The organism is Thioclava sp. 'Guangxiensis' (assembly GCF_045348365.1).
GTDB classification, from domain to species: Bacteria; Pseudomonadota; Alphaproteobacteria; order Rhodobacterales; family Rhodobacteraceae; genus Thioclava; species Thioclava kandeliae.
This window is the reverse complement of sequence record NZ_CP155825.1, coordinates 88,517-102,344: the sequence shown is the minus strand read 5'-3', so window position 1 is coordinate 102,344 and position 13,828 is coordinate 88,517. Positions and strand designations below refer to the sequence as shown.

Here is a 13,828-nt window from a genome sequence, read left to right as displayed (position 1 = left end):
TCTTAGTGATCCGCTTTGAGGGTCTCGACGATCTGCTGAGCGTCGCCACCGGTTCCGGCAACAATCGTGTCGACCGCCTTGGCTGAAAGTTCATCAAAGGCCTTGGCCTCATCATCGGTCAGAGTGATGACCTCCTTGCCATCCGTCGCAGCAAAGCTTTCGAGCCCTTTTTGGGCCACCGCTAGCTGGCTTGCCTGACCATGTTCGGCGGCATCGCGACCTGCAGCATCCACAACTGCTTTCTGCTCGTCGGTCAGATCGTTATAGGCATCGCGGTTCATCACGATGAAAAACGGCGAATTTGTCGTTTCCATGCCCTTGGTGATGTAATTGCTCACCTCGCTCAGCTTGAAGGCGTTGATACCGGTGCCATCGATCATCGCCCCGTCGATCACGCCGGTCTGCATGGCGTTATAAATCTCGGAGACGGGCATCGAAACGGGCGTGGCGCCCCATGCCTCGACCATCACACCCGTGTTTCGCGACGGTACGCGGATCTTCATTCCCTTGAGATCGGCGGGGGTATGGACTGCTTTGTTGCGGGTGAAAAGCAGATTCTCGGCGCTCGACCAGAGCGAGACGAGATGGACGCGACGGTATTCCTTGGCGAAGAGGTCGAGATGGTTCTCGAGTGTATCGGTGCCGGTGGCCTCATCCAGAACGCCCGGCAACTCTGCCAGAAGCGTCAGCGGAAATTGCGAGGCGGTATAGCCCGGCAGGGAGACAGCCAGCTCGGCCACGCCATCCGTCACGCGGCCATATTGCTCCACAGGGCCTGCCCCGAGCTCGCCGCCATTATAGAGCTTGACGGTGACCGCGCCATCGGTGCCCTGAGCGACCGCATCTGCGAAAGGCTGGAAGGTCGAGCCGACATAGGGGTGGCCCGCTGGCATGAAATTGGCGAATTTAAGTTCTTCGGCACTGGCGGAGCCGATAAGGCCCACGTTAAGGCTGAGGGCCCCGAGAGCTGCGGATACGAAAAGAGTGCGGATGGTCATGTCTTCCTCCCATAATGGCGCGGAGTGTGTCTCCGTACCGGTGTTTCTCCTCGACACTTGCATCGCCCGAACGGCGGCGCATTGCCAATTCAAAGGGCAGGGCAGGGCATAAGTTAACGCTATATGCGACCGCCGATGGACCGAAGGCAGGATAGCATTTTGGCCTGTGCGGGCGTGGGCTGCCAATCCGCGCGCATGGTCAGGCCTATAGCCCGGCGTGTAGTGCCGAAATCATGGGCCAGCACCTTGACGAGCCCTGTCGCAACCTCGGATTGGGCTTGGACATAAGACATACAGGCAAGATGTCGGTTGTCCTGCACCATCTCGCGCATCAGGATAACAGATCCTGTCTCGATCACGCCTTGCGGCGGTGTCAGGCCGGAGCTTTTGAAATATCTGTCGAACAGCGTGCGGGTGGGGGTGCCCTCACGGGTGACGAGCCACGGCCACTCCAGCAGCGACGCGAGCGGTGGCAAGGGGCGTCCCGCAAGCGGATGGCCCTTACCCGCCAGCAATACTAGTGTGTCATCGAAAAGGCGTTCCTGAACCACGTCGCCGATCGGAGCGGGATCGCGCAAGGCGCCGGTCAGTATGTCGATCTCTCCACGCCGTAATCCGGCCAGCAGCTCGTCATAGCTGCCCTCGAGCACTTTCACGGTCAGGGAAGGACGGGTCGCGCGGAAGGAGGCGAGCGCCTTTGGCAGGATATACGAGCGCGAAAGCGGCATGGCGCCAAGCACCACCTGTCCGACCTCCCGTCCCAGAAGATCGCCAAGCTCCGCGCGGGCCTGATCCAGCTCGACAAAGGCCAGCCGCGCGATCCGTGCCAGTGCCGAGGCGGCTCGTGTCGGGGCGATGCCGAGGGGGCTGCGCTGGAACAATGCCCGCCCTGCCTCGCGCTCGAGCTGTGTGATCGCGCGATGCACAGTGGGTTGCGCGATCCCCAGCCTGCGGGCTGCGAGCGAAAAATTCTGCACCTCGGCGGCCGCAATCAACGCCTGCAATTGCGCCCGCGTGGCGGTCAGCACGAGGCGAGGCGCGATCTCGTGCAGATGCGTGTCGAGCGGCGTCATTGCACGCGCGGTCCGATGGTGGAGCACCTGTCCGGCCTCGGTGGCAAAAAGCCCTTGCGGGGTGCGGGTAAAAAGGGGCTGCCCCGCCTCCGTCTCGAGCTTGGCAATGGCCTGCGTAACAGCGGGTTGCGAGATATGGCATAGCTCAGCAGCACGGGTGATCGACCCCGTCTGCGCGACCGAAAGAAAGGCGCGCAGGTGGCGCAGGTTGACCTCCATCAGAGCCGGTCCAGAAGGGTCTGCGCCCGCTGGTCCAGCCCGCCTTCCCGCCCCTTGAGCCTGAGCGCGCCGATCCGCGCATGCCAGTCGGCCACGGCGGCGGTCACCTCGTGGGGCATGTCAAGCGCACTCAGGGTCTTGACGACCTCCCGCATTTCGGCGGCGCGACGGGTCCCATGTTCCATCATACGCTCGAGGTTATATCCCGCGCGCTCGAGCCAGTCCATTTCGGGCGAAGAAGCCACCAGCGACCCCAGCACCTCGTCCTGCACCCCTGCCTTACGCGCGGCAAGGAAGCACTCGGCAGTGAGCGCCTCGAGCCCTTTCACCATCACCGAGCGCAGCATCTTGATGGTGCTGGCCGAGCCGGTTTGCCCATCGATCCGGCGCGCGCGCATATCCAGCGTATCAACCCAAGGGGCCATAGCCTCCGACCCCGGGCCGGACAGCAAAACCGGAGTGTGATGGCCTTTGGGATGCACAGGCGACATCACGGCCATATCGACATAGCCGGCACCGATCAGGGAAGCGGACTGGCGCTTGCTGTCGGGGGCGCAGGAATTTCCGTCGCACCAGAGGGCACCCTTTGGCAGGAGCGGCGCATAGGTGCGCGCCGCCTCGATCGCGCGATCTGCCGTCACGAGGCAGAAGACGATCTTGGCCCCGGCCAGCGCGACGTCTGCATTCGGGCAGAACTCTACCCCTGAAGCTGCGGCGGCCCGCGTAAGCTGATCCCGCCGAGCAGCGTCCGGCTCGTTGTCATAGGCCAGCACACGCCGAGGGAAACCTGCTGCAAAAGCCTGCCCCGCCTCGCCAAACCCGATAATCGCGATATCCCGCATCTCTCTGTCCTCCCTTGATACCATCGGAACTATGCGATGCACTTATGGCCCTCAATCCCTCTCCGACCAAGTATGGTATAGCATGAACTTATGCACGGGGAACGCTTTCGAATTTGCGATCCACGGGGTGTTGGGCGTTATCTGACGGCGAATTGAGACTGTTTGGAGGGAGTTCTCTCATGTCCGCCAAGAAAACCGCGCTGGTGATCAGCGCTCATGCTGCAGATTTCGTCTGGCGTTGCGGTGGTGCGATCGCGCTCCATGCTGAGATGGGCTACGATATCACCGTGGCCTGCCTGTCCTTCGGCGAGCGTGGCGAGAGCGCCCGTCTGTGGAAGGAGGGCAAGTCGCTGCAGGAGGTCAAGGATATCCGCCGTGGCGAGGCCGAGGCCGCAGCCGAGGTGCTGGGCGTGAAGGAGCTCGTCTGCTTCGATCTGGGCGATTACCCGCTCCATCTCGACAAAGAGGACAAATACAAGCTCGTCGATCTGATCCGCAAGGTCCAGCCGAGCTTCATGATGAGCCACAGCCAGTACGACCCCTATAACACCGACCATATGTATATGACCCAGATCGCTCTGGAATGCCGCATGATCGCGCAGGCCTGGGGCCATAATCCGGGCGAGAAGGTGCTGGGTGCGCCGCAGCTCTATCTCTTCGAGCCGCATCAGACCGAGCAGATGGGTTGGAAGCCCGACACCTTCCTCGACATCACCCCCGTTTGGGCGAAGAAGCGCGCCGCGATGGAGCATATGAACGGTCAGGTCCATCTGTGGGAGTATTACACCCGCGTGGCGCAACAGCGTGCCAACCATTTCAAGCGCAATTCCGGTGGCATGTCGGGCGGGCGCGACTGCCAATATGCCGAAGGCTTCCAGTCGATCTTCCCGCGCACTGTGGACGAGCTGTAAGGCGCCTCAAGACACTATCCGGTGCGCCCGCGGGAGGCGGGCGCATAACCACTCCAAAGGGGGGAGCCATGACCGCACCGACCGAAACCTGCCACGACATCGCCCATCTCGGCCATGTCGAGATGCTGACCGACAAATTCGACGAGAGCCTCGATTTCTTCACCCGTGTCTACGGGCTCAAGCTCTCCGGTCGGGACGAGACCAGTGCCTATCTGCGGGCATGGGACGATTATGAATATTGCACGCTCAAGCTGACCCGCGCCGACACGACCGGCGTAGCCCATATCGGCTATCGCGCAGACTCCGCCGAGGCGCTCGAGCGCCGCGTGGCCGCCATCGAGGCGAGCGGCTTCAAGACGCATGGCTGGGTCGAGGGCGATCTGAGCCATGGCCGCGCCTTCCGCTTCGAGGATCCGTTCGGGCATATCTTCGAGATCTATTACGAGACCAACTGGTACGAGGCACAGGATGAGGTTGAGAAAGCGGCGCTCAAGAACACCGCCTCGAGCTTTAATGGCGCCGCGCCGCGGCGCATCGACCACCTCAATCTCCTTGCCGCCGATGTGACCGAGTTCCGCCGCTTCATGGAGACCTGCCTCGGCTCGCGGGTGACGGAATATATCCAGCTCGACAATGGCCGGATCGGTGGCTGCTGGTTCACCGTCAACAACAAGACCTATGATCTGGCCTGCACCGAAGAACATGGCGGCGGCCATGCCCGTCTGCACCATGTCACCTATGCGACCGACCAGCGCGAAGACATTCTGCGCGCCGCCGATATCTTCCTGCAGAACGGCGTCCATATCGAGACCGGCCCGCATAAGCACGCCATTCAGGGCACGTTCTTCCTCTATGTCTGGGAGCCTGCGGGCAACCGCGTCGAGCTGGCCAATGCCGGTGCGCGATTGATCCTCGCCCCCGACTGGAAGCCTGTCCGCTGGACCGAGAGCGAGCGCAAAAAGGGGCAGGCCTGGGGGATGAAGACCATCGAGTCCTTCCACACCCATGGCACGCCGCCGGTGAAGAAGTAACGAGAAAAGGAACCGACCATGAGCAATGTCGTCGTTCAGAACATCGTCCGCGCCGATCAGGCGGTCATCGACCGTCTGGGAGAGATCGGCACCGCCACCGTGCATGAGGCGCAAGGCCGCATCGGGGCGCTCCAGCCGCATATGCGCCCGATCTATCAGGGCGCGATGATCGCGGGCTCCGCTGTCACCATTTCGGCCGCGCCGGGCGATAACTGGATGGTCCATGTGGCCATCGAGCAGCTCCAGCCCGGCGATGTGCTGGTGCTGGCACCGACCTCGCCTTGCGACAATGGCTATTTCGGCGACCTTCTGGCCACCTCGGCACAAGCGCGCGCTTGTCGCGGGCTGATCATCGAGGCGGGCGTGCGCGACACGCGCGACCTCACGCAGATGAACTTCCCCGTATGGTCCAAGGCCGTCTCGATCCAAGGCACCGTCAAGGAAACGCTAGGCTCGGTCAATGTGCCGATCGTGGTGGCGGGCCAGACCATCTATCCGGGCGATGTGATCTGCGCTGATGACGATGGCATCTGCGTCGTGCGTCGCGAGGAGGCCGCATCGGTCCTCGAGAAGGCGGAGGCACGTCTGGCCGCCGAGGAAGCCAAGCGCGTGCGTCTGGCGGCGGGCGAACTGGGGCTCGACATCTATGACATGCGCACACGGCTCGAGGCCAAGGGGCTGAAATATATCTGAGCGACGAGAGGAGCGCATCATGTCCGAGCATGGCATTCCCTGCCTCTGGATGCGGGGCGGCACGTCGAAAGGCGCCTATTTTCTGGCAAGCGATCTGCCCGAAGACGTTGCGGCGCGCGATGCGCTTTTGCTGCGGATCATGGGCTCGCCCGATCCGCGCCAGATCGACGGGATCGGGGGGGCGGACCCGCTGACCTCGAAGGTCGCCATCCTCTCGCCCTCGACGCGGGCGGATGCTGATGTCGATTATCTCTTCCTGCAGGTCTTCGTGGATCAGGCGCTTGTGTCGGATGCGCAGGCCTGCGGCAATATCCTTGCGGGCGTAGGCCCCGCCGCGATCGAGCGCGGGCTCGTGCCGGTCGCGGGACCCGAGACGCAGTTGCGCATCCATATGCTCAATACCGGCGAGATCGCCCGCGCCACGATCCAGACCCCCGAAGGACGCGTCTCCTATTCCGGCGCCACCGCCATCGACGGCGTGCCCGGCACCGCCGCGCCGGTCCCACTGATGTTCCAAGGGCTCGAGGGCTCCATGTGTGGCGCGCTCCTGCCCACAGGCAATGCCTGCGACGTGATCGAGGGCGTCGAGTGCACGCTGATCGACAATGGCATGCCCATCGTTGTCATACGGGCCGGCGATTTCGGTTTGAGTGGCGATGAGACCCGCGAGGAGATCGAGGCCATGGCTGAGGTCAAGGCGCGCGTCGAGGCGATCCGGCTCAAGGCAGGCGAGATGATGAATCTAGGCGATGTGCGCGAGAAATCCGTCCCCAAGATGACGCTCGTTTCAGCGCCACTGGCGGGCGGCACAATCAATACGCGCAGCTTTATTCCGCACCGCGTCCATGCGACCATTGGCGTTTTCGCTGCCGTTTCGGTGGCCACCGCCTGCACATTGCCGGAAAGCCCCGCCGCCGCGCTGGCGGTGCTGCCGGAGGACGGGCGGGTGCGTATCGAGCATCCGACGGGGGCTGCCGAAGTGCTGCTGGAGCTTGACCCCTCGGGCCGCGTCCTCGCGGCAGGCACGATGCGTACGTCGCGCAAGTTAATGGACGGGCGGGTTTTTGTGTGACGGGCCTTGCCGACTTGTTCACATGTTCCCTACTGTTCAATACTCAAGAATGAAATCATAAGACGATTTTACTTGCAGTTCAAAAAGGCAGCGGGTTGTCAGGATGAAGGGTAACCGATCGTGTGAAGGCGCCATGCTCGGCGATGTCTTTAGCACCGAAAATAAAGACAAGAATCCTGAGGTCTTGCTGAGATCGGCGGCTGGTGAGCCTTTTATGACGCAGGGCGCTCTGCGCCGTTGGATCACGCGTTTTTAGATCCACGGCTGGTACCGGCAGCACAGGAAGAAAGGCCACAGGTCGCCGGTTCGAGATAGGGTCTTCCCGCCGACCGACTTTGGGGTGGCTTTCTAAGCCGAATCGTATCCTGAACCTTCTCGGCCAGTCGTTGGGAAATCGAGATTTTCCGATAGTCATTAGCTCCGTTTTGACCAAAGCATGGTTGCTAAGACGCTAAGCCGGCTGATCCGAGCGGTGGAGACCGCATGATCAGTCTCAGCACCGGGGCGCTAGTCTTCTTGGCGTTCGGCGTGACGAACATCGGCAAGGGCGCCTGCCTCCGCGACAATCTTTCCGCGGATAGAATGAATTATTTGTCTGTATCCCCATCTTTGATTGGCCGCGTCACTCTGTGCATAATATAGGTGAGTATTTATGACGATGCCTATATTCTTTTTGATGACCCCAGTCGTGTAGACGATTTTAGATTATGCAGGTCAAGAAGCCCTGCCGCCGCTACGAGCGAATCCGCCTCTCGCGGACCGCGATGCCAATAGTGATACTCGTAATATCCTTGTCCAGACGCGCTGTATTGCCAACACTGTACTTCGACACGAGAGGATCATAGGATTGCTTATGTTGTCTCGGTAAGCGCAGTGCCTTCTCGTCGTGCTCGAGCAAGCCGCCATTTTGCTCCGTCTCATACGTCACTATCTCTCGGCCCATCCCTGTCACCATGCCTGATCCTATGCTTGTAAGCTGTGGGTTGAGTATGAACACTGGTTACCTGAAACCACCCTCCAACCCAATTTTTGCAACGCGCTGAAAACAATCTGACGGTGCATTCATAAGTTTGCTCGCCGGATGAGCGGCGGGCAAACTCTGCTTGTAGGGTGGAAGCTTAGCTCGAACGCTGCCTACGAGCACGGTACACCACCCAGATGATCGCGATGATAATCAGCGCGATAACAAGGCCGATAACCATCGCGATGCGAACTTGCGAAAGCAGGTTCGAACTTGGGCCACCTGCGCGGATTTGGACAACCTCATCAGAGCTCACTTCAAACCCGCCATCGCCGAAGCTGGAGCTGACATAGTTCGCAAGTTGGGCGATCTCGCTATCGCTGAGCGCATTGAACGCGTTGTCCTGCGTGCCGAAGGGAGGCATGAAGACATGGCCCTGAGGGGTCTTGCGGTCGATGCCGTTCAGCACGGTGGCGATGAAATTGGACGCTGACGGCCCGCTCGTCGCGGAGTTGTGGTAGAGGCTCGGGTAATACTGATCTTTCGTGCCTTGACCGTTGATGCCGTGACAGGTCGCGCAATTTGCCGAGTATATCTGAGCGCCGACGGCAAGACCCGACGGGGCGCCGTCAATGCCGCAGAACTCTGTCGTCAAATTCGTGGCAGAGCCCTGATCGAACCGCGAAGGACCGGATTTCGCGGGAACATTCGCAAGATAGGTAGCGATCGCTTCAAGATCGCTTTTCTGAAGATGCGAGAAGCTGTGTTCGACCGCTTCAGCCATGCTCCCACCGGCCTGTGCTTTGCCCTCGGCGCGACCGGTGCCAAGATAAGAGACAATCTCGTCCTTGGACCAGCTGCCGATACCGCTTTGGGGATCGGAGGTGATATTGGGTGCATACCACGGGCCGACTTGCGCACCGCCCAGATAGTCGCCGCTTTTTTCCTGCATCATGACGCCACGCGGGGTGTGGCAGGTCGAGCAGTGGGCCGGTCCCTGCACCAGATAGGCACCGCGGTTCCACTGGTCCGATTTCGAGGTGTCGGTCTGGTAGGTGTCTGCGTCGGCAAAGAGCAGGTTCCAGCCGATCATGGAGGCGCGGATATTGAAGGGGAAGGGAAGCTGGGTTTTCTTGCTCGGCGTGTCCACCGGCTTCACGTCATTCATGAAATAGGCATAGAGCGCCTTCATGTCGGCATCGGTGATTTTTGCGAAAGCCGTGTAGGGCATCGCAGGATAGAGCCGTGCCCCATCCGCGCGGATACCATGGCGCACAGCATCCGAGAACTGGGCTTCGGTGTAGTTCCCGATTCCGGCAGTCTTCGAAGGCGTGATATTGGTCGCCACGATATCGCCTACGGGCGAGGTGATAACATGGTTGCCTGCATAGGGTTCGGACGGATTGCTTGTATGGCATGCCGTGCAATCGGAAGCGGTGGCAACATATTGGCCGCGCGCAATTAGATCGGCAGTCTCCGAGGATATGGCGGCGCTGTCTTGCGCCCAAGCGGCAGCGCCAGCCAGCATCACCGAGCCGACGCAAAGCATGAATTTAAGAGCTGTCATTAGGCGCCTTTCGCCTCCGAGATCAGGGCCTCGGAGGCGCGGAAAGCCAGCGAGGTCATGGTAATGGTGCTGTTGCCACAGGCGGTGGACGCCATTGCGCCGCCTCCCGGCAGATAGAGATTATCGTGATCATGTGCGCGGCACACGGTGTCGACGACGGAGTCGCTAGCGTTCCTGCCCATGATCGTGCCGCCCATGAGGTGTTTGGAGGGGGCGAATTTCATACCGGCGGATTTGAAATCTGTCGCGCCGATCGCATCGGCAATGCGCTTGACCATCGGATCGCCGTAATCGCGCGATGAGCGACGCGTATAATCGCCAACATCCCAGTAGACGCTCGGCTTGGGCAGGCCCAGCCAGTCCTTGTCTTGCGACAGCGTCAGACGGTTATTGGGGTCGGGCAGCATCTCGTAGGCCGCAACAACCGCAACCGTGCAGGCTGTGAGGCGGCGGATTTCCTCGTCGAGAGCCCGCCCGACCTTGCCGCTTTTCATAGCGCGTTGCGAGATATAGCGGTTGCGGGCGAAGTTGTTCATACGGAAATAGGCTCCCGCATGCTCACTGCGGAAATCGCCCTGCGAGGTCTCCATGATCCCGCTGTTGACGACGGGGCCTTGGCCCAGCCAATAGGGCTCGGATGTGGTGAGCGTGTAGCCTTGCTGGGGGTGGTCCATGATATTGCGTCCCACCTGATCGGAGGAATTGGCAAGCCCGTTGGGATTGCGGTCATCCGCAGACATCAGCATCAGCTTGGGTGTCTCGATCCCGTTGCATGCAATGACGAAATGCTCGCCGGTCACGCGATGGGTCTGGCGTTGGCTGTCGTAGTAATGGATTGCCGCGATACGGTTCTTTTCGGTCGTCTCGACACGGTAGACGACCGAATTGTCGAGGATCGTCGCCCCTTTCGCTTCGAGCCGCTTGAGCGCGGTGGCCGCGTCATATTTGGCGCCGACCGGACATACCGGAACGCAGTTATTGTTCGAGCAGCAGGCCGGACGGTCATGATAGTGCGTGCCCGAGTTGCGCGCCTGTGCGACAGGTAGATTGCGCAGGCCAAGGCTGTCTCGCACGACTTGGGTGAATTTCTGCTCGCCTTGCGACATCGGCAGATGCGGCATCGGATAGGGCATGGAGCGCGGTCGCTGTGGCCATTGGTCGGCAGGATCGGACGGACCACAGATACCAAGCGCCAGCTCGGTTTTATTGTAATAGGGGTCCAGATCCTCATAGCCGATCGCCCAGTCCCGCCCGACACCGTAGAGCGAATTGAGCTGCATGTCTTCGGGGGTCAGGCGCCAGCAGGTGCCCGCCCAGTGCCATGTCGAGCCACCGGCGTAACGCACATAGGTCGGGTTATAATTGTCGGGGCCGGTGCTCTGGAGATAATCGAGACCGTGAAACGGATGCGGTGCCATCTCTGTCGGGAAGTAGGAGGCGGTTGCACTCGGCTTCAGGCCCAAAGGAAGATTGCGGTAGCGTTCGACAATCTCTGACCGGCTGACGCGCGGTCCGGCTTCGATCATCAGGACTTCAAGCCCGGCATCGAGGCATTCTTCGGCAATAACCGCGCCAATGACGCCGGTGCCGACGATCACGACTTGGGAGGAGGTTTTCATAGGAGGTCTTTCAGCGTGGGATTAGAACCGTGGCATGGCGGAGAGGGGCGAGAGATCCTGTCCCCAAGCGTTCGGGGCCGAATATCCGAAGGTCGGGATCGGCACCATGTCGAATGTCGGGCGATACAGCAGCGCCTCTTCATAGGTGAACAGGGTCGCATCCGTCGCATTCGACGAGGAGCCGGTATACCAGCTCTCAATGATCCAATGCGCAAAATCGCGCGTCGCCCCTTCGGGCAGGTCATCATAGAAATCCTCGACAGTCGTCGCATTCTTCGACGCCGCAATGTCGCTGATCTGCTTCAGCATTGCCTGAAGGTCTGGTTGGTTCTGGACCGCGAAAGCCGCGATACGCGCGCCGACTGCGGGGTTGAGATCATGGTTCACCAAGAGCTGAGAGACAGCCATGAAGTCCGCATCTGGCGAACCAAGCGCCGCGGCGCTGGCGAGCTTTGGGGCGACAAGCGTAGACATCGCTGCGGCGGTTCCAAACAGGAAACGCCGCCGATGAAGCCCCTGCGACTTGTTATGAGCGAGCAAAAGACACCTCGAGATTTTGGTAAGATACAAGCCATGGTTATGGCCTGCGAGATTATGTCGCAGTCTCTAGTTCTTGCTGTCAGATAAGACAAATTTCATTATATAATGAATAATTAAGCAAGGTGAATATATGAGTCTCCCGCCGATCCGTCAGCTCGAAGCCTTCCTCGCCGTTGCCAGCGCGGGGTCCTTCCGGCTGGCGGCGGACCGTCTGGGGATGTCCCAGCCCGCCTTGAGCCAGAATATCGCCCATATCGAGGCTCATCTGGGTGTCACGCTGTTCGAGAGGACAACGCGCTCTGTCCGGCTTACAGCCGAGGGCGAAGAGTTACGCAGACATCTCTCTGAGCTTCTTCCCGCATTGCAGACCGCGCTCGACCGTACGCGGCATTTCGGGCAAGAGCTGTCGGCTCCGCTACGGCTCGGTTTTCTTGCCTCGGCCGCGGTGAAGTATCTTCCGCATGCTCTTCGCATGTTCCGCTCGGAGTTCCCGCATGTCACGGTCCATGCGCGCGATGACACGGCTGCGGGGCTCTTTGCGGGGGTTGAAAGCGGCGAACTCGATCTCGCGGTTTCAAGCTTCCTGCCTCACAAGACGATGCAGGTCCAGTTCGATCTTTTTCGCGCAGATCCGTTCATGGCGGTTCTGCGCCGCGATCACCCGCTCGCGCAGCGGGCGCAGGTTACTTGGAGTGAATTGCTAGAATATGATTTCATAGGTGCAAATAGCGGAAGTGGCACGCGGCTTGTGACCGATGAAGCTATACAGGCAGTAAACAGCCCCGCCACCACTGTTATGAGTTTCAATCACTTCACGGCGGTCTCTGCAATGATCGAGGCCGGCATGGGCGTGAGTGCTCTGCCTACTGTGAATTGTCCCGAAGATACGCATCCGATACTCTGTACGCGGCCGTTGATCGAACCCTCTGTTACGAGAGATCTGGGCGTAGTGACCTCCACGCGCGAAGGCACCGCAACACATCACATGCGCCGGTTTCGAGACCATCTGGAAGACGCGGTCTATATGGCGCATCAATCGACCGTCCCGAACATTGACGCGGAACTGTCAAGCCTGTGACAAAGTCCTGCCGAAGGCTAAGGTGGCCCCCGAAACTCGGACAGTCTGCTAAGCTTGCCGTCAACGACGACAAGGACGCACAGCGTGGCTGGAAAACGGAAGAACTATGGCGCCGAGTTTAAGGCGAAGGTGGCCCTCGAGGCGATCCGCGGGGACGCAACGATCGCCGAACTTGTGGCCAAGCACGGTGTGCATCAGACGGTAATCAACACATGGAAGCGCCAGGCGCTTGAGGGCATGTCGGGGATTTTCTCGGGCAAGGCCGAAGCGAAAGCTGCTGCGACTGAGGGCGAGATCGAGAAACTGCACGCCAAAATCGGTCAGCTCGTAGTGGAGCGGGATTTTTTAGCCAAAGCCTCCGAACGGTGAGCGTGTCGCGGAGGCGGGAAATGATCGTTCCCCATCATCCCGAGCTGTCGATCCTGAGGCAATGCGCCTTGGTCGGGCTCAGGCGGTCGGCTTTCTATAGCCCGAGCAAAGCTGAGATGCCATTGAACCTAGCCCTGATGAAGCTCATCGACGCGCAGTTCATGGAAACGCCCTTCTACGGTAGCCGCCAGATGGCGCGGCATCTGCGTGGTGAAGGATATTGCGTCGGGCGCAAGCGAGTCCGAAGGCTCATGGCCAGGATGGGCCTGCGGGCCGTTTATCAAAGGCCCAAGACCACCGTCCCGCATCCGGAGTACCCCAAGTATCCGTATCTATTGCGGGATTTATCCATCACGCGCCCAGATCACGTCTGGTGTGCAGACATTACTTACATACCGATGCAACGCGGCTTTCTTTATTTGGTGGCTATTATGGATTGGGCGACGCGGCGGGTTCTGTCCTGGCGTCTATCGAATACCATGGACGTTGAATTCTGCATTGAGGCATTGGAAGAGGCCATGCAACGGTATGGAAAGCCGGAGATATTCAACACGGACCAAGGCAGCCAGTTCACGAGCCCGCGCTTCACGAAGATCCTCTCGCACGCAACTGTGAAGATATCGATGGGCGGGCGCGGACGCTGGATGGACAACGTGATGATCGAACGGCTCTGGCGGTCGCTGAAATATGAATGCGTCTATCTGAACGCGTTTGAGACCTGCACCGCAGCTCGGATCGGCATCGGGAAGTGGATGACCTTCTACAACACCAAGTGCCCCCATTCGACGCTCGGTGGCAGAACACCCTTCGCGGCCCATCAAGGCCTCGATCTGAAGGCGGCAGCATGATCAACAG

General features: G+C 60.2%; 12 protein-coding genes. 6 read left to right on the top strand and 6 right to left on the bottom strand.

All coding sequences use genetic code 11. The features are described from left to right. Positions 1 to 2: 2 nt before the first annotated feature. The 3 genes from ABEB22_RS20650 to ABEB22_RS20640 form a co-directional block, all read right to left on the bottom strand. Complete coding sequence (locus ABEB22_RS20650) at positions 3 to 998, bottom strand: TRAP transporter substrate-binding protein (protein ID WP_349294682.1); 996 nt, start codon at positions 996 to 998, stop codon at positions 3 to 5. A 119-nt stretch (positions 999 to 1,117) separates the two neighbouring features. Beyond that, a complete protein-coding gene (locus ABEB22_RS20645; RefSeq protein ID WP_349294681.1) occupies positions 1,118 to 2,290 on the bottom strand; it encodes a LysR family transcriptional regulator in 1,173 nt (390 codons plus the stop codon). Further along, entirely contained in the window at positions 2,290 to 3,132 is an 843-nt protein-coding gene (locus tag ABEB22_RS20640; RefSeq protein WP_349294680.1) for a DUF1932 domain-containing protein, read from the bottom strand. The genes ABEB22_RS20645 and ABEB22_RS20640 overlap by 1 nt, the downstream gene beginning before the upstream one ends. Positions 3,133 to 3,311: 179 nt before the next feature. On the opposite strand from ABEB22_RS20640, the gene ABEB22_RS20635 reads away from it, so the two are divergent. The 4 genes from ABEB22_RS20635 (at position 3,312) to ABEB22_RS20620 (ending at position 6,839) form a co-directional block, all read left to right on the top strand. Next, a complete protein-coding gene (locus ABEB22_RS20635) occupies positions 3,312 to 4,043 on the top strand; it encodes a PIG-L deacetylase family protein (protein WP_349294679.1) in 732 nt (243 codons plus the stop codon). Positions 4,044 to 4,111: 68 nt separating this feature from the next. Beyond that, positions 4,112 to 5,074, top strand: a complete 963-nt coding sequence (locus ABEB22_RS20630) for a VOC family protein (RefSeq protein WP_349294678.1) — start codon at positions 4,112 to 4,114, stop codon at positions 5,072 to 5,074. An 18-nt stretch (positions 5,075 to 5,092) separates the two neighbouring features. After that, complete coding sequence (locus ABEB22_RS20625; protein WP_349294677.1) at positions 5,093 to 5,767, top strand: 4-carboxy-4-hydroxy-2-oxoadipate aldolase/oxaloacetate decarboxylase; 675 nt, start codon at positions 5,093 to 5,095, stop codon at positions 5,765 to 5,767. A gap of 19 nt (positions 5,768 to 5,786) precedes the next feature. Then, positions 5,787 to 6,839 (top strand): 4-oxalomesaconate tautomerase, encoded by a 1,053-nt coding sequence (locus ABEB22_RS20620; RefSeq protein ID WP_349294823.1) that lies wholly within the window; start codon positions 5,787 to 5,789, stop codon positions 6,837 to 6,839. A gap of 1,118 nt (positions 6,840 to 7,957) precedes the next feature. Here ABEB22_RS20620 and ABEB22_RS20615 read toward each other — a convergent pair. The 3 genes from ABEB22_RS20615 to ABEB22_RS20605 are packed head-to-tail and all read right to left on the bottom strand — an operon-like array spanning position 7,958 to position 11,460. Continuing rightward, complete coding sequence (locus ABEB22_RS20615) at positions 7,958 to 9,367, bottom strand: cytochrome c (RefSeq protein ID WP_349294822.1); 1,410 nt, start codon at positions 9,365 to 9,367, stop codon at positions 7,958 to 7,960. Continuing rightward, positions 9,367 to 10,986 carry a GMC family oxidoreductase gene (locus ABEB22_RS20610; RefSeq protein ID WP_349294821.1) on the bottom strand — a complete coding sequence of 540 codons (1,620 nt, stop codon included), beginning with the start codon at positions 10,984 to 10,986 and terminating at the stop codon, positions 9,367 to 9,369. The genes ABEB22_RS20615 and ABEB22_RS20610 overlap by 1 nt, the downstream gene beginning before the upstream one ends. 21 nt (positions 10,987 to 11,007) lie before the next feature. Then, a complete protein-coding gene (locus ABEB22_RS20605; RefSeq protein ID WP_349294820.1) occupies positions 11,008 to 11,460 on the bottom strand; it encodes a sugar dehydrogenase complex small subunit in 453 nt (150 codons plus the stop codon). A gap of 196 nt (positions 11,461 to 11,656) precedes the next feature. Between ABEB22_RS20605 and ABEB22_RS20600 the strand changes: the two genes are divergently transcribed. Then, positions 11,657 to 12,604: a LysR family transcriptional regulator gene (locus ABEB22_RS20600; protein WP_349294819.1), complete on the top strand. Its 948-nt coding sequence runs from the start codon at positions 11,657 to 11,659 to the stop codon at positions 12,602 to 12,604. An 84-nt stretch (positions 12,605 to 12,688) separates the two neighbouring features. Beyond that, positions 12,689 to 13,821 (top strand): IS3 family transposase gene (locus ABEB22_RS20595; RefSeq protein ID WP_406871236.1). Its coding sequence is split into 2 segments (ribosomal slippage): positions 12,689 to 12,944 and positions 12,944 to 13,821, totalling 1,134 coding nucleotides; the frame shifts between segments, so codons are not numbered across the junction. Positions 13,822 to 13,828: the final 7 nt, after the last annotated feature.